This window comes from Lentzea sp. NPDC051838 (genome assembly GCF_040681245.1).
GTDB lineage: Bacteria > Actinomycetota > Actinomycetes > Mycobacteriales > Pseudonocardiaceae > Lentzea.
In genome coordinates this window covers 41,557-56,971 of sequence record NZ_JBFAYI010000034.1, presented here as the reverse complement: position 1 = coordinate 56,971, position 15,415 = coordinate 41,557, and the positions used below count along the sequence as shown (strand labels likewise).

At 69.3% G+C, this 15,415-nt stretch carries 16 protein-coding genes; 4 read left to right on the top strand and 12 right to left on the bottom strand.

Features of this window, described 5'->3' with window-relative positions; genetic code table 11:
• Positions 1–123: 123 nt before the first annotated feature.
• From AB0M24_RS40820 to AB0M24_RS40810, 3 genes are all read right to left on the bottom strand, one after another.
• Complete coding sequence (locus tag AB0M24_RS40820; protein ID WP_030471988.1) at positions 124–720, bottom strand: response regulator transcription factor; 597 nt, start codon at positions 718–720, stop codon at positions 124–126.
• An 81-nt stretch (positions 721–801) separates the two neighbouring features.
• On the bottom strand, positions 802–1,695 hold the full coding sequence (locus AB0M24_RS40815; protein WP_363779236.1) for a hypothetical protein: 894 nt from the start codon (positions 1,693–1,695) through the stop codon (positions 802–804).
• A gap of 76 nt (positions 1,696–1,771) precedes the next feature.
• On the bottom strand, positions 1,772–2,710 hold the full coding sequence (locus AB0M24_RS40810; RefSeq protein WP_363779303.1) for a MerR family transcriptional regulator: 939 nt from the start codon (positions 2,708–2,710) through the stop codon (positions 1,772–1,774).
• A 180-nt stretch (positions 2,711–2,890) separates the two neighbouring features.
• Here AB0M24_RS40810 and AB0M24_RS40805 point away from each other — a divergent pair, with 180 nt between their 5' ends.
• Complete coding sequence (locus AB0M24_RS40805) at positions 2,891–3,187, top strand: WhiB family transcriptional regulator (RefSeq protein ID WP_363779234.1); 297 nt, start codon at positions 2,891–2,893, stop codon at positions 3,185–3,187.
• 186 nt (positions 3,188–3,373) lie between these two features.
• Here AB0M24_RS40805 and groL read toward each other — a convergent pair whose 3' ends face one another.
• Entirely contained in the window at positions 3,374–4,999 is a 1,626-nt protein-coding gene (gene groL / locus AB0M24_RS40800) for a chaperonin GroEL (protein ID WP_363779232.1), read from the bottom strand.
• A gap of 86 nt (positions 5,000–5,085) precedes the next feature.
• Positions 5,086–5,379: a co-chaperone GroES gene (groES, locus tag AB0M24_RS40795; protein WP_030471993.1), complete on the bottom strand. Its 294-nt coding sequence runs from the start codon at positions 5,377–5,379 to the stop codon at positions 5,086–5,088.
• A gap of 173 nt (positions 5,380–5,552) precedes the next feature.
• Between groES and AB0M24_RS40790 the strand changes: the two genes are divergently transcribed.
• On the top strand, positions 5,553–7,058 hold the full coding sequence (locus AB0M24_RS40790) for an alkaline phosphatase D family protein (RefSeq protein ID WP_363779230.1): 1,506 nt from the start codon (positions 5,553–5,555) through the stop codon (positions 7,056–7,058).
• Between the two features lie 46 nt (positions 7,059–7,104).
• Positions 7,105–8,628 (top strand): alkaline phosphatase D family protein, encoded by a 1,524-nt coding sequence (locus AB0M24_RS40785; RefSeq protein ID WP_363779228.1) that lies wholly within the window; start codon positions 7,105–7,107, stop codon positions 8,626–8,628.
• A gap of 40 nt (positions 8,629–8,668) precedes the next feature.
• Here the strand turns inward: AB0M24_RS40785 and tsaD are convergent, their stop codons facing one another.
• Genes tsaD through tsaB form a run of 3 tightly spaced genes read right to left on the bottom strand, consistent with a single transcriptional unit; the run spans position 8,669 to position 10,852 of the window.
• On the bottom strand, positions 8,669–9,724 hold the full coding sequence (gene tsaD, locus AB0M24_RS40780; RefSeq protein WP_363779226.1) for a tRNA (adenosine(37)-N6)-threonylcarbamoyltransferase complex transferase subunit TsaD: 1,056 nt from the start codon (positions 9,722–9,724) through the stop codon (positions 8,669–8,671).
• Positions 9,717–10,175 carry a ribosomal protein S18-alanine N-acetyltransferase gene (rimI, locus tag AB0M24_RS40775; protein WP_363779224.1) on the bottom strand — a complete coding sequence of 153 codons (459 nt, stop codon included), beginning with the start codon at positions 10,173–10,175 and terminating at the stop codon, positions 9,717–9,719. The genes tsaD and rimI overlap by 8 nt, the downstream gene beginning before the upstream one ends.
• A complete protein-coding gene (tsaB, locus tag AB0M24_RS40770; RefSeq protein WP_363779222.1) occupies positions 10,172–10,852 on the bottom strand; it encodes a tRNA (adenosine(37)-N6)-threonylcarbamoyltransferase complex dimerization subunit type 1 TsaB in 681 nt (226 codons plus the stop codon). The genes rimI and tsaB overlap by 4 nt, the downstream gene beginning before the upstream one ends.
• Positions 10,853–10,926: 74 nt before the next feature.
• Here tsaB and AB0M24_RS40765 point away from each other — a divergent pair, with 74 nt between their 5' ends.
• Positions 10,927–12,276: an acyl-CoA synthetase gene (locus AB0M24_RS40765; protein ID WP_363779220.1), complete on the top strand. Its 1,350-nt coding sequence runs from the start codon at positions 10,927–10,929 to the stop codon at positions 12,274–12,276.
• 61 nt (positions 12,277–12,337) lie between these two features.
• Here AB0M24_RS40765 and AB0M24_RS40760 read toward each other — a convergent pair whose 3' ends face one another.
• From AB0M24_RS40760 to alr, 4 genes are all read right to left on the bottom strand, one after another.
• Positions 12,338–12,688, bottom strand: a complete 351-nt coding sequence (locus AB0M24_RS40760) for a hypothetical protein (protein ID WP_363779218.1) — start codon at positions 12,686–12,688, stop codon at positions 12,338–12,340.
• Positions 12,689–12,751: 63 nt separating this feature from the next.
• Complete coding sequence (gene tsaE, locus AB0M24_RS40755) at positions 12,752–13,213, bottom strand: tRNA (adenosine(37)-N6)-threonylcarbamoyltransferase complex ATPase subunit type 1 TsaE (RefSeq protein ID WP_363779216.1); 462 nt, start codon at positions 13,211–13,213, stop codon at positions 12,752–12,754.
• Complete coding sequence (locus AB0M24_RS40750) at positions 13,210–14,307, bottom strand: alpha/beta hydrolase (RefSeq protein WP_363779214.1); 1,098 nt, start codon at positions 14,305–14,307, stop codon at positions 13,210–13,212. The genes tsaE and AB0M24_RS40750 overlap by 4 nt, the downstream gene beginning before the upstream one ends.
• Positions 14,304–15,389, bottom strand: coding sequence for an alanine racemase (gene alr, locus AB0M24_RS40745; RefSeq protein WP_363779212.1), 1,086 nt, complete (start codon positions 15,387–15,389; stop codon positions 14,304–14,306). Before alr ends, AB0M24_RS40750 begins: the two co-directional genes overlap by 4 nt.
• Positions 15,390–15,415: the final 26 nt, after the last annotated feature.

Genomic DNA, 15,415 nt, shown 5'->3' with positions numbered 1-15,415 from the left:
CGGGCTGGGCTAAATGCGCGACCCGAGGGGATCACCCCGTGCAGCGGGTGACCCGCCTCACGCCACCGGCCCCGCTTCCCCACATGCGGCATATGAGGACGCGGGGCCGGTGCGGCGAGTGAACTACTGGACGAGACCGCGCCGGAAGCCGTGCGCAACCGCCTGAGCGCGGTCACGAACACCGAGCTTGCGGAAGAGACGACGTGCGTGGGTCTTGACCGTGTCCTCCGACAGGTAGAGCTCGCGGCCGATCTGGCCGTTGCTCTTGCCCTGGCTCATCCCGCGCAGCACCTGGAGCTCGCGCTCCGTGAGCTGGACACCGGGGTCGGAGGGCTGGCGCGGCGCCGGCACCGAGGTGCTGGCGAGCGTGTGCGCGAGGGCTGCCACAAGCTCGGGACGCGACGCGTCCCACCTCAGGTAGCCGCGAGCGCCACCGGCGATCGCGGCAGCGATGCTGCCCGCGTCGTCGGGTGCACCGAAGACGATGACGTTTGCCTGCGGATTTGCGGAGACGAGCCGACGGGTGGCTTCCACCCCGGTCGGGACGGCGCGCTGGGTTCCCACCAGCACTACGTCGACCGGCTGCCTTGAAAAGCGAGCCAACAACTCGTCACCGTGCGCTACGCAGTCGATGCGGCTAACCCCGGGGACAGCCGACATCACGCGGGTGAGACCCTCCCGCACACTGCGCCGGTCGTCGCAAATAAGGACCGTAGTCACGGGGACTCCTTTCCTGCAGCCGAGTGACGTTCCATCTCCCCTATCGGACGCTCGACGCCCAACCTTGACACGATCCGGTGCTTAATCCGTCAAGAAGTTCGTCTGAGGGTCTGCGTTCGGGGGTTCCCCGGAACGGAGCAGCCCAGTCGGCACCCACGGGGAATCAAGAGCGACCTGACGGCTGACGGGATCAGCTCTCCGTAACACGCAGCTCAGAGCCTTCGTCGCCCGGTCGATGACCGTTGCGCCCACCGTGGGGGCATGGCCCACCAGGACAAGAGCGCTCGGCCAGATCAACGGATGAAGCCCCTTCGCGACACTGTGATTTAGCTCACACTCGACCAGTTCAACCCCTCTTGTCGACCCGTCGGGTGTCCCCCACACGACCAACGAGGTGCCCAGAACGAGTGCCGACTTGAGCTCGTGGCGGAGTGCCTTTCTGCTCGTCGCTACGCCGTACGCCTCCTCGGCGGGTGCCACCGCGGCGTGCGCCTGACCGGAGGCGAGCTCAATCTCCGCGGCTACCCATCCCCGGCGGACCTCACTCCTCCACGACCGCGTCTCAACTCGTGCGAGCAACCCGCGGGCCTCGCCGAGGCGTTGGGCACCTAGCGAATCGGCGGCGAGACCCAGCAGGGCGTCCGTTCGGGCACCGTCCGCGTCGATCCCGTCTGGATCGCCGCCGCCGGTGCTCCGAACGCCGGCGAGGGCGGCGCCGTCGAGTGGGCGGGCGAGGTGGTGGGCGCCCAGCTGGCGGTGGTGGGAGGCGCGGGTGGAGAGCGCCAACGACGCGATCACGGGATCTGGGTCGTGACGGAGCGCATCCAGGACGGTCGCGGCGGCGGCGTAGTGGCCTTGACCGCCGAGCACGACGGCAGCGAGCCACCGGACGCGGGAGCTGGTGGAGGACAGCGCGGACCAGACGTCCAGATCGGGTGAGTCACCGAAGGCGGCTCGGCGCAGCTCCTCTTCCACAGGGGAGAGTGTGCCGCCAGGTGAGGAGCGGCTCGGCGTTGGGCGGGGCAGCGGGAGCGTCAGGCGTCCGGGAGCGTCAGGTCACCGCGGCTTCGACGGCGGCGACGGCGGCAGCGAGGTCGTCCACCCTCTCGGCCGGCGTCGTGACCACCCCTCGCCGCCAACCCGGCCCACCCACGAACAACCTCACCTGTTGCCTGGTGCGCGGGAGCGCCGTCAGCACGCCCGGATCCGCGTACCTGGGCAGCTGCGCCCACAGCACCACCGCGGAAGGCGCGGTCCTGCGCACAGCCGCCCCCAGCGCGTCCACCGGTAGCGCGGCCCCGAGCTGCCGGGCCACCACGCCGCGCTGCGCCAGCTCGGCAGCGAGCGGATAGAGAGGGAGGTTGTGCCTCTCCTCCGGCATGCACGCGAGCAGCACGGGCCGATGGTTGCGCCCGAGAGTGACGAGCGGTGTCGCGCGCACGAAAGCCGCGAGCACGCACTCGTTCAGCAGGTGCTCCACCTCGACGCCGACTCCGGACAGCTGCCACCGCGCCGCGACGGCGGTCAGGACCGGGCGCACGACCTCGTTCCAGGTCGCGATCACCCCGTCGGACGCCAGCGCGTCGGCGAGCATCCCCTGCACCGCGATCGAGTCCATCGCGACCGCCGCGCGCCCCAGTCCGCGCGCCAATCGAGACGCTCCCGGCAATTTGAGGCCCCGACCACCCGATGGTGCGACGGGCACCTCGCCGTGGGTCATCGAGGATTTCGAGTCCAAAGCGAATCGAGCGGCCTCGGCGGACGACGCGCCACGAAGAAGAGCGCGCTGCATCAATTCCAAACGAGCCACGTCGCGGGGCCCGTATTTCCGGTGCCGCCCAACGGTGTGGCCGCTCGGACCGAGCCCGTAGCGGCGGTCCCAGGTGCGCAGCGTCGCCGGCGCCACGCCGAGTCGCCTGGCCACCGCGGCCACTGAGAGGAGGGGCTCACTCGTGTGACTACCGGCAGATCTGTGCTCCGGCTGTGTCATCACGAGAGCCATGTTCCGTTCACCTCATCGGCGCGGCAACTCCGGGCGGTGAGTGATCGAACACGCGTGCCGTCACCCATCAGTTGATAAGGGTCTTCAGCCTCTTGAACAAGTTTTGACGCGGTTCTACGGTGGATCATCGTTAAGCCGAATGGAGCAGTCGTCACGGAGGCGGTCTCGATGGCGGACACCCGAAGGCTCCCCGGTCCCAACGCAGACCTCTGGGACTGGCAGATGCGCGGTTCGTGCCGGGGCATGGACAGCGCGTTCTTCTTCCACCCCGACGGTGAACGGGGTCCGGCCAGAGCACGGCGGGAAGCTCGCGCCAAGGCCGTCTGCCTCGCCTGCCCGGTGCTGGAGATGTGCCGCAAACACGCACTGGCAGTGCAGGAGCCCTACGGAATTTGGGGCGGGTTGTCGGAATCGGAGCGCGACAACATCATCAAGTCCCGCAAGCGCCAGCTCGCAATCGTTTAAAAAGAAACGGGCGACACCGCGGAGGGTGTCGCCCGTTTCGTTCGAGATCAAAACCTGCGAGTTCGCGTCGGTCGTCCGGTCACCCGCTCACGTCGAAATCGGCGAAGCCCATTTCGGCGTGAGCGAGTCGGGCGGACGGCCGACTCCAGGCGAACTCGCCGTCCCGCCGGAGGCGGGACCAACAACTCAGTGGCCGTGCCCGTGACCGTGGCCGTGCCCACCGGCGGCGGACTCCTCCACGACCTTCTTCTCGACGACGGCGCTCTCGGTCGTGAGCACCATGCGCGCGATCGAAGCGGCGTTGGCGACAGCGGAACGCGTCACCTTGACCGGGTCGATGATGCCCTGCTCCAGCAGGTCGCCGAACTCGAGCTTGGCGGCGTTGATGCCGAAGCCCCAGTCGCCCTCGCGGACCTTGTTCACCACGACGGCGCCCTCGAGGCCGGCGTTCGCGGCGATCCAGAACAGCGGCGCGGACAGGGCCTTCGCGACCAGCGCGACACCCGTGGCCTCGTCACCGGTCAGGTCCAGGCCGCCGTCCAGCACCTTGGAGGCGTGGACCAGCGCGGAACCACCGCCGGGCACGATGCCCTCCTCGACCGCGGCCTTGGTAGCGGCGACCGCGTCCTCGATGCGGTGCTTGCGCTCCTTGAGCTCGGTCTCGGTGGCGGCGCCGACCTTGATCACGGCGATGCCGCCGGAGAGCTTCGCGAGGCGCTCCTGGAGCTTCTCGCGGTCCCAGTCGGAGTCCGTGGCCTCGATCTCGCGGCGCAGCTGCTCCGCGCGGCCGGCGATGTCGGCCTTGGTGCCGCCGCCGTCCACGATCGTGGTGTCGTCCTTGGTCACGACGACGCGGCGGGCGGAACCCAGCTGGTCGAGCGTGGTCTCGGACAGCTTCAGGCCGATCTCCGCGGAGATCACCTCGCCACCGGTGACGACCGCGAGGTCGTCCAGGAACGCCTTGCGGCGGTCACCGAAGAACGGCGCCTTCACGGCGACGACCTTCAGCGTCTTGCGCACGGCGTTGACCACCAGCGTGGACAGGGCCTCGCCCTCGACGTCCTCGGCGACGATCAGCAGCGGCTTGCCCGACTCCGCGACCTTCTCGAGGATCGGGAGGACGTCGGCCAGCGCCGAGATCTTCTCGCGGTGCAGCAGGATGCGGACGTCTTCGTAGACGGCCTCCTGCGCCTCGAGGTCGGTCGAGAAGTGCGTCGACACGTAACCCTTGTCGAACTGCACGCCCTCGGTGATCGCCAGCTCGGTCGCGAGCGTGGACGACTCCTCGACGGTGATGACACCGTCCTCGCCGACGCGCTCGATGGCCTCGCCCAGCAGCGCGCCGATCGACTCGTCACGCGACGAGACGGTGCCGACCTGCGCGATGTTGTCGCGGCCCTTGACCGGGGTGGCCTTGCCCTTGAGCGCGTCCACGACGGCGTCGGCGGCGGCCTGGATGCCACGGCCGAGCGCGGTCGGGTTCGCACCCGCGGCGATGTTGCGCAGGCCTTCCTTGACCAGCGCCTGCGCCAGCACGGTGGCGGTGGTGGTGCCGTCACCCGCGACGTCGTTGGTCTTGGTGGCGACCGACTTGGCGAGCTGCGCGCCGAGGTTCTCGAACGCGTCGTCCAGCTCGATCTCGCGAGCGATCGTCACACCGTCGTTGGTGACCGTGGGGCCACCGAACTTCTTGTCGAGCACGACGTGGCGCCCGCGCGGGCCAAGGGTGACCTTGACCGTGTCCGCGAGCTTGTTCACGCCGCGCTCGAGCGCCCGACGAGCGTCCTCGTCGAAGCTGATCTGCTTGGCCATTTACCTCAAAGCCTCTCTCAGTAGCGAAACGCCCCGGTAGCCCCGGGATGGGGCGGCCGGGGCGTCAGGCATGGTGACCAGGCGTCTTAGTTGACGACGGCCAGCACGTCGCGGGCGGAGAGGATCAGGTACTCCTCGCCGTTGTACTTGACCTCGGTGCCGCCGTACTTCGAGTAGATGACGACGTCGCCGACGGCAACGTCGACCGGAATGCGGTTGCCCTTGTCGTCGATGCGACCGGGACCCACCGCGAGGACCTTGCCCTCCTGGGGCTTCTCCTTCGCGGTGTCCGGGATCACGAGGCCGGAGGCAGTGGTCGTCTCGGCCTCCGAGGCCTGAACGACGATCTTGTCCTCGAGCGGCTTGATGTTCACGCTCACCGGGATGACCTCCACGGGTCGTTGGCAGGTTCGTATTTAACGGCTCCTGCCACCCCGCCGTCGCGGGGGTCGGGGCGGTGCTGGTGCCGTGCAATTGGCACTCTACCCACGCGAGTGCCAACCCATCAACGAGACCCCCGAACCACTCACCCGGTGGGAACCGTATTCCAGGTGTGTCCACGTTCAAGCGCCGAACGCTGCTGCTCGCAGGCGTGGCAGGAGTCACAGCGTTCTCGGTCGCCGCCTCCGCCCTGCCCGCCGACCCTTTCACACTGGGTGTGGCCTCGGGCGACCCGACACCCGACGGGGTCGTCCTGTGGACCCGGCTGGCCCGCGACCCGCTCGCCGAGGACGGTCTGGGCGGCATGTCGTCCCGCCCGGCCGAGGTCCGCTGGCAGGTCGCGCACGACGAGCTGTTCACCAAGATCGTCCAGCACGGCTCCACCACGGCTCGACCCGAGGAGGGCCACAGCGTCCACGTCGAGCTCGCCGGGCTGGAGCCGGGGCGCGAGTACTTCTACCGCTTCTCCGCCCTCGGGTACCTCTCCCGGACGGGTCGCACCCGCACCGCGCCCGCGCCCGGAGTGCTGGAGGTGCCGCTCACGATGGCCTTCGCGTCGTGCGCGCAGTTCGAGCACGGCTACTTCACCGCGTACCGGCGGATGGCCGAGGACCAGCCGGACCTCGTGCTGCACCTCGGCGACTACACGTACGAGTACGAGGCGGGCATCCACAAGTCGCCGAGCGGCATCGCCCGCCACGTCGAGGGCCCGACGACCGTGACGCTCGCCGACTACCGGCGGCGGTACGCCCAGTACAAGGCCGATCCTGACCTGCAGGAAGCCCACGCCGTGGCACCTTGGGCCGTCGTGTGGGACGACCACGAGATCGCCAACAACTGGGCCGGTCTGCAGCCGGACACCCCGCAGGCGGACTTCGCGCAGCGCCGGGCCGCGGCGTTCCAGGCGTACTACGAGAACATGCCGATCCGCAGGTCACCAAGGCTGTACCGGCGCATCAGGTGGGGATCGCTCGCCACGTTCCACATGCTCGACACCCGGCAGTACCGGAGCGATCAGGCCTGCGGAGACGGGTTGCAGCTGTGTCCGGAGCGGCTGGACCTGTTCCGGACGATGCTCGGCGACGAACAGGAGCGGTGGCTGTTCAACGGGTTCCGCGAGTCGACCGCGCGCTGGGACGTGCTGGGGCAGCAGGTGTTCTTCTCGCAGTACGACTACATCCCCGGTGACGTGGACAAGTTCCTGCTGGACGCGTGGGACGGCTACGCGGCCGACCGGGACCGAGTGGTGGCGCGGTTCAGCGACGTCCGGAACCCGGTCGTGCTCACCGGCGACGTGCATGCGGCGTGGGGCGCGGAGGTCAAGGAGCGCTGGGACGACCCGTCGTCGAAGACCCTCGCGACCGAACTGGTGACCACGTCGATCTCCGCCGGTGGCGACGGCTCGGAGGAGTACGAGAACACCGGGGCGTGGCTGCGCGAGAACCCGCACGTCAAGTACTTCAACAACCGGCGCGGGTACACGCTGACCAAGTTCTCGCCCGGCCAGCTGCGGGCCGAGTTCCGCGGGCTCGACTACGTGACGAAGCCTGGTTCGCCCGTCCGCACGAAGGGGTTGTTCGCCGTAGAAGACCGCGTCCCAGGGCTTCACAGGCTCTAGGGGAAACGTTCACCTGGTATCCACTCTGGTGCGTGAAGGTCTCACCATGACTCGAGTGACGCGACGCGCACTCCTCATCGGGGGACTTGCGCTCACCACCGTCGGCGCGGGGTCGGACAAGCTGTCCGACCCGTTCACTCTCGGCGTCGCTTCCGGCGACCCGACCTACGACGGCGTGGTCCTGTGGACCCGTCTGGCACCCACCCCTCTCGCGGAGGACGGCATGGGCGGCATGCCGTCCCGCGTCGTCCAGGTGAAGTGGGAGGTCTCGATGGACGAGCGGTTCCGGCTCGTCGTCCGCCGCGGCACCGCCCACGCCCGGCCCGAGTTCGGCCACAGCGTCCACGTGGACGTGCGCGGCCTGCTGCCCGGCCGCGAGTACTTCTACCGCTTCTCCGCCGAGGGCCACCTCTCGCGAGTCGGCCGCACGCGCACGGCGTTGGTTCCCTGGGCGCTGGGCAGCGGCCTCACGATGGCGTTCGCCTCCTGCTCGCAGTTCGAGCACGGCTACTTCACCGCGTACCGGCGGATGGCCGAGGACCAGCCGGACCTGGTGCTGCACCTCGGCGACTACCAGTACGAGTACAAGAAGGGCGTCTACAACATCCCCGGCGGCAACCCGCGTGACCACGAGGGGCCGGAGACCGAGACGCTCGCGAACTACCGGCAGCGGCACGCGCAGTACAAGACCGACGCCGATCTGCAGGAGGCCCACGCCGTCGCGCCGTGGCTGGTCGTCTTCGACGATCACGAGGTCGACAACAACTGGGCCGACGAGATTCCGGAGAAGCCGGAGATCCCGCAGCCGAACTTCCTGAAGCGCCGCGAGGCCGCTTTCCAGGCCTACTACGAGAACATGCCGATCAGGAACAGGCCGACCGGCATCGACCTGCAGCTCTACCGCCGCATCCAGTGGGGTGGGCTGGCGAACTTCCACATGCTCGACACCCGGCAGTACCGCGACGACCAGGCGTGCGGTGACGGGCTGAAGACGTGCCCCGAGCGGTTGAACCCGACACGTTCGATCACCGGTGCGGCACAGGAGAAGTGGCTGCTCGACGGGCTGCGGCGGTCGCACGCCCGTTGGGATGTTTTGGGGCAGCAGGTGTTCTTCTCACAGCTCGACTTCACGCCCGGTGCCGGTGAGTCCAACAACATGGACGCGTGGGACGGCTACGCGGCGAACCGCGACCGTGTGGCCGCCGGCTTCTGCCACACGCGCAACACCCTTGTGCTGACTGGGGATGTGCACGCGGCGTGGGCCTCGGACGTCAAGGAGCGGTGGAACGACCCGACTTCTCGCACTGTCGCCACCGAGCTGGTGTCGACCTCGATCACGTCCGGTGGCGACGGTTCGGAGACCCGCGCGGAGACGCCCGCGATCCTGGCCGAGAACCCGCACGTGAAGTACTTCAACAACCGGCGCGGATATGTGCGGACGAGGATCACCTCACGAGAGGTGCGGGCTGATTTCCGCGGCCTCGACTACGTGCGCACGCCAGGGGCTCCGGTGACCACGAAGGCGAGTTTTGTGATCGAGGACAGGAACCCGGGACTCCACCAGGCCTAGCGGAACTGGACTCGGAACAGTCCCGGACTGACCTTCGCTCTCAGAGAATCTGGACCGTGCTGACCGGAAGGCCCGGCGTGGTCGAGATGTCCATCGAGGACGGCTTGGCGCCCGCGTGAACCAGGTGGGCGCCAAGTGCCGCGATCATCGCGCCGTTGTCCGTGCACAGCCGCGGCCGAGGCACGCGCAGCTCGATGCCGTTCTCGGCGCAACGCTCGGCGGCGAGACCGCTCAGGCGCGAGTTCGCCGCGACACCACCGGAGATCACCAGGGTGTCGACGTTCAGGTCCTTCGCAGCCCGGATCGCCTTGGCGGTCAGCACGTCCGCGACCGCCTCCTGGAACGACGCGGCGACGTCGGCCAGCGGGATCTCCTCGCCTGCCCGCTCGGCGCGCTCGACCCAGCGGGCGACCGAGGTCTTCAAGCCGGAGAACGAGAAGTCGTACTTCGCGTCGCGCGGACCCGTCAGGCCGCGCGGGAACGCGATCGCGCAGCCGTTGCCCTGCTTGGCGAGCTTGTCGATGGGCGGGCCGCCGGGGTACGGCAGGTCGAGCAGCCGCGCGACCTTGTCGTACGCCTCGCCGGCCGCGTCGTCCACGGTGGACCCGATCTCGGTGATCGAGTTCGCGAGGCCGCCCTCGATCAGCAGCAGCTGCGAGTGGCCGCCGGAGACCAGCAGCGCGAGGCAGCGCTGCGGCAACGGGCCGTGCTGCAACGTGTCCGCGGCGACGTGGCCCGCGAGGTGGTTCACGCCGTAGAGCGGCTTGCCGAGCGCGGCCGCGTAGGCCTTGGCCGCGGAGACGCCGACCAGCAACGCACCCGCGAGGCCGGGACCCGCGGTGACGGCGATGGAGTGGATCTGGGAGAGCTCGACCTTCGCGGCGTCCAGGGCGCGGCGCATGGTCGGCACCAGGGCTTCGAGGTGCGCGCGGGAGGCGACCTCGGGCACGACGCCGCCGAAGCGGGCGTGCTCCTCGACGGACGACGCGACCTCGTCGGCGAGCAGTTCGAGCGAGCCGTCCGGACCGAGGCGGACGATGCCGAAGCCCGTCTCGTCGCACGAGCTCTCGATGCCCAGAATCAAGCGATCAGACACTTTGAGCAGGCCTTCCCATCGTGTACGCGTCGGCACCCGACGGCTGGTAGTAGCGGCGGCGCAGGCCGAGGTGCTCGAAGCCGTGCGCCAGGTACAGGGCGATCGCGGGCTCGTTGTCCGTGCGGACCTCGAGGTACACCGGGACGCCGATCTCGTCCACGCGGGCGAGGAGGTCGCGCAGGAGCGTCTTGCCGACGCCCCTGCCCTGCCAGTGCCTGATCACCGCGATGGTGTGCACGCTGGCCTCGAACTCGGACGCGGCGAGCCCGGCGTACCCGATGAGCTCGCCGTCCGCGTACGCGCCCATGTAGTAGTTGCCGTTGTCGAGCTCGCTGTGGAACGCGTTCTCGCTCCACGGGTCCTCGCCGGGGAACAACGCCAGCTCGATCTCGTGGCACTTCGGCACGTCGGCGTGCTGCAGCGGCGCGAGCGTGACGGTGCCGGTGGTCATGCCCTGGTCACCCGCTTGCGCCCGGTGGGCTCGACCGCGTCCGGACGGCGCAGGTAGAGCGGGGTGAGCGCGGCAGGGCGGGCCTTGGCGAGCACCTCGGCGGCCGCGGCGGCGACGAGGCCCTCCGGCGTCGGGTGCTTGAAGCTCAGGGTGTCGAGGCCGAGGACGTCGGCGTAGATCTCGGCGCCTTCACCGGTCGCGTGGTGCACGCCCAGCTTCGGCAGCTTCTCGGCGAGGTCGGCAGGGCGCTCGACGTGCGGACCGTCGGTGCGGCGCCCCGCGGCGTCGTAAGCGGCCCAGTAGACCTCCTTGCGCCGCGCGTCGGTCGCGACCAGCAGCGGGTGGCCGCTGGCGGCGTCCTTGGCGATCGCGTCGGTGGTGGCGACCGGGTAGACCGGGCGGTTGAGCGCCTGGCCGAGCGCGGCGGCGGTGGCGAGGCCGACCCGCAGGCCCGTGAAGGGGCCCGGACCAGCGCCGACGACGATGGCGTCGAGGTCGGCGTAGGTCTTGCCGGCTTCTTCGAGCGAGTCGCTGATGTGCGGGGTGAGCAGCTCGCCGTGCGCCTTGGCGTTGAGCGTCACCCGCTTCGCGAGCAGGCGCGGCGGGGAGTCTGGCGCGAGTTCGACCACACCGGCGGTGACTGCGGGGGTGGCCGTGTCGACGGCGAGCACTAGCACGATTGTCCAGAGTAGTACGTGTGCAGAACCACACTTCCGATGCGTCCTCAAGGCACTCCGGAGACCCTGGATCCATGTTCGCTGAACCGAGTGACCGCGAGGCCCTGCGCTTCGGCTCGAAGTCCCTGACCTACGCCGAGCTGCACCAGGCCGCGGGCACTCTGGCGGAACGGCTCCAGGGCCGCACTCGCGTTGCCGTCTGGGCGACTTCGACGCTCGAAACCTGCGTGGCCGTCGTCGCCGGGCTCCTGGCGGGCGTCGCGATCGTGCCGCTCAACCCGAAGCTCGGTGAGCGGGAACTGGAGCACATCCTCGGCGACAGCGAGCCCGAACTGGTTCTGAAGGACGAACCGATCGTGTTCGGCACACCTGGCGACTTCGACGAGCCCGGCCCGGAGACGCCCGCGCTGGTCATCTACACCTCGGGCACGACCGGCCCGCCCAAGGGCGTGGTGCTGCCGCGACGGGCGCTGACGTCGAACATCGACTCGCTCGCGAAGGCGTGGCAGTGGACCGGAGACGACGTCCTGGTGCACGGGCTGCCGCTGTTCCACGTGCACGGCCTGGGCATCGGCATTCTCGGCCCGTTGCGGCTCGGCGGGTCGGTGCGGCACGTGAAGTTCTCGCCGGAAGCGATCGGCCACGAGCTGGGGACCGGCGCCACGATGATGTTCGGCGTTCCGACGATGTACCACCGGATCGCCGAGGCCGTCGAGAACAGCGCCACCTTGGCCGATCAGTTCCGCGCAGCAAGATTGCTGGTCTCGGGATCGGCCGCACTGCCCGCCAGTGACCACGAGCGGATCGCCAAAGCCACGGGCCAGGGCATAGTCGAGCGGTACGGCATGAGCGAGACGCTGATGAACGTCAGCGTGCGGTTCGACGGCGACCGCAGGCCCGGCGCGGTCGGGCTGCCGGTGGACGGCGTCGACGTGCGGGTGGTGGACGAGCAGGGCCACGACGTCGGCGAGGGCGCGATCGGCGAGATCGAGGTGCGCGGGCCGAACCTGTTCCTGGAGTACCTGAACCGGCCGGACGCGACGGAGGCGGCGTTCCGCGACGGGTGGTTCAAGACCGGTGACATGGCGGTGCGCGACCCCGACGGGTACATCCGCATCGTCGGGCGGCGGGCCACGGACCTCATCAAGAGCGGCGGCTACAAGATCGGCGCGGGCGAGATCGAGAACGCCCTGCTCGAACATCCGTCGGTGGCCGAGGTGGCGGTGACGGGTGAGCCGGACGACGACCTCGGCGAGCGGATCGTGGCCTGGGTGGTGCCGGCGGGCGAAGCGCCGGAACCATCAGCGCTGGCCGATCACGTGGCGAGACTGTTGTCGCCGCACAAGAGGCCGCGGGTCGTGCGTTATCTGGAAGCCCTGCCGCGCAACGAGATGGGCAAGGTGCTCAAGCGCGAGCTGTCCTAAGAGGACTGCCGTGAGGGATGGCCGATGGGCTCGTCCGGCCATCCCTCACGGCGTCCGTCGATCAGCCAGCCGAGTTGCCGTTGCAGGCGACGTAGGACGGCGCGTGGTCGACCGTGAAGATCTCCAGCGGGCCGTTCCACTGCCACGGGAGCAGGCAGGCGTTGTTGGCGATGCTGATGTCCGAGCCACCGCCGGCGTGGTTGTCGTTGCAGGCCGCGTAGCCGGGGGCGTGACCCTCGTGCAGCAGCGAGAACGGGCCGTTCCACTGCCACGGAGCGGCGCAGAGGTTGTCGGCGATGCTGATGCCGTGACCGTGGCCGCGGTCGTGGCCTTCGCCAGCGGACGCGGGGGACGCGGCGACCAGCATGGCGCCACCGATGACAGCAGTCGCAATAAGCGTCTTCTTGATCATGCGGAAGTCATCGGCTCGTCACGCTCTGTCCTTAATGGACATCACCCGATGCGTTACTCAACGTCACACAGGCAGGGTACGAGCGGTCCACTCGCCGTGCGGGATCAACGAAGCCGTGCGAATGTCGTCGATTCCGCGCTCGAGACGAATGAGAAGATGATCTTCGTTCAGGCGTTCCGCGACGCCCTCGCCCCATTCGACGGCGACGACGGCGTCGACCAGATCCGTGTCCAGATCAAGATCGTCTAGCTCGTCCAGGTGACCCCCGAGCCGGTATGCGTCGACGTGCACCAGCCGCACGCCCCGGCCGCCCTCCGCGGGCTCGTGGACGCGGGCCACGACGAACGTCGGCGACGACACCCGCCCCTGCACACCGAGGCCGCGCGCGAGCCCGCGCACCAGTGCCGTCTTCCCTGCCCCCAACGGCCCCGCGAGCAGCAGCAGGTCGCCTGCCCGCACCAGTTCCCCAAGCTTGCGGCCGAACTCCTCGGTGTCCTCCACCAGGGGCAGTTCGACGGTCTTCACGCTCGGCGCCACCACTTCTTCCGACTCTCTCCGCGATCGGTCGCGCACCGTTCGATCAGCGCGACCAGGTGGTCGTTGACGAGGTCAGCCTGCTCCATCATCACCATGTGCCCGGCACCGGGGGCCCGGACGAGGGTGGCGTGCGGCATCTCCTCCGCCATCCGCTCGGCGTGCGAGAACGGCGTGAGCTTGTCCGCGTCGCCGCTCAGGATCAGCACCTCGCAGTGCCGCAGCCCGGCGAGCGCCTTGTAGCGGTCGTGCGTGCCGAGGGTCTCCAGGAACTCGGTGAGCACCTTCACCGCCGTCCCGTTGATCATCTTCTCCATCAGGTCCACAAGGGACGGAGCCACCTTGCGGTCACCGAACGCCAACGCGCGGATGCCGCTCCAGGTAAGGGTTTTCGTACCCTTGCGCACCCACTCGACGAACGCGGGCTGCACACCGGCGAGCCGGCCGATGCCGAGCGTCACCGGGTTGTAGCGCGACAGCACGGACTTCGGCAGCCCGGCACCGCCCACGGCTCCGGCGGCCGTGCCGATCAACGCGACCCCGCGCACCCGTTCGGCGAAGAGCTCGGGTTCCTTCTCGGCCAGCGCCATGATCGTCATGCCGCCCATCGAGTGGCCGACGAGCACGAGCGGTCCGTTCGGCACGACCGAGCGGATCACCGAGTCGAGGTCGAGCGCGAGCTGGTCGATGGTGCTGTTCTCCGGGGCGGACCGCCCGGACCGGCCGTGGCTGCGCTGGTCGTAGAGCACCTGGTGCACGCGCGGGTCGATCAGCTCTTCGAGGTCCTTGCGCTGAAAGTGCCAGCAGCGGCGGTCCAGCGCGAACCCGTGCACCAGCACGACGGTGATGTCGGCCTCGCCACCGTCGCCGGGGTCGACCTCCTCGACGGAGATCGGCACGCCGTCGTCCGCGGCCACGGTCGACTCGCGATCGGGCCGCAGCTGTCCTAACGGCTCGTCGGCCAGGCTGTCGATCGCCGTCTTGCGCTCGTGCGACACCTTCGCGGTCTGCGCGACGGCAGCACCGGCGACGGCGGCACCGAGCGCACCGCTGACCCACCCGACGACCTTCCACACCGGCTTCACGTGTAGATCCTCCGCACCCGCGGCCGGTACATCCCGCAGACGATCTCGTAGTCGATCGTCCCGGTCAGCTCCGCCCACTCCGTCGCCGTCGGCTCCCCCCGGCGCCCGTCGCCGAACAGGACAACTTCCGCACCCTCGGGGACCTCGTCGTTCCCGCAGTCCACGACGATCTGGTCCATGCAGACACGCCCGACCACCGGGCGGCGCTTCCCCGTCAGGAGCACTTCCATCCGGCCGGAGAGTGCCCTCGGAACGCCGTCCGCATACCCGGCCGGCACCAGTGCCAGCGTCGTGTCCTTCTGCGCGGTCCATGTCATCCCGTAGGAGACCGACTCGCCTGCGGGGATACGTTTCGTGAGCGCCACGTGCGACCGGTAGCTCATGACCGGGCGCAGGTCGTGGTCGGTCGGCACCGGGTTCAGCCCGTACATGGCGATGCCGGGCCGCACGATGTCGAAGTGCAGGTCCGGGCGCGTGAGGAGAGCGGCGGAGTTCGCGATGTGCCGTTGCGGCGTGAGCCCATGGCTGCGCACGACGTCGTACGCGTCGTCGAACCGCTTGGCCTGCAGGTCGATCGACGGGTGGTCGATCTCGTCGGCGCACGCGAGGTGCGACCAGATGGCGACGACCTCGTGCTTCTTCGCCTGTTCCACCAGTTCCGGCCAGTCCTGCGGCTGGCAGCCGTTGCGGCTCAGGCCTGTGTCGATCTTCAGGTGGATCCGCGGGCGGGCATCCGCCTCCTCGGCGGCCTGCTCGACCCTGCGCAGGTCTTCGAGCGAGGACACCGACATGTCGACGTCGGCCGCGATGCCGGCGGCGAGGTCCTCGTCCGGCGCGTCGAGCCAGGCCAGGATCGGTGCCCTGATGCCTGCCACCCTGAGCGCGAGGGCTTCCTGTGTCGAGCACGAACCGAGCCAGGTCGCCCCGGCTTCCAGTGCGGCCCGCGCCACCTCGACCGCGCCGTGGCCGTAGCCGTCCGCCTTGACGACGGCCATCGTCTCCGAGCACGGGGCAAGGCTCGCGAGCAGTGCGACGTTGTGCCGCAACGCACCGAGGTCGACTACCACTTCTGAACGGGCCATAACCTGTTCATCGTGCCATGAGTTCG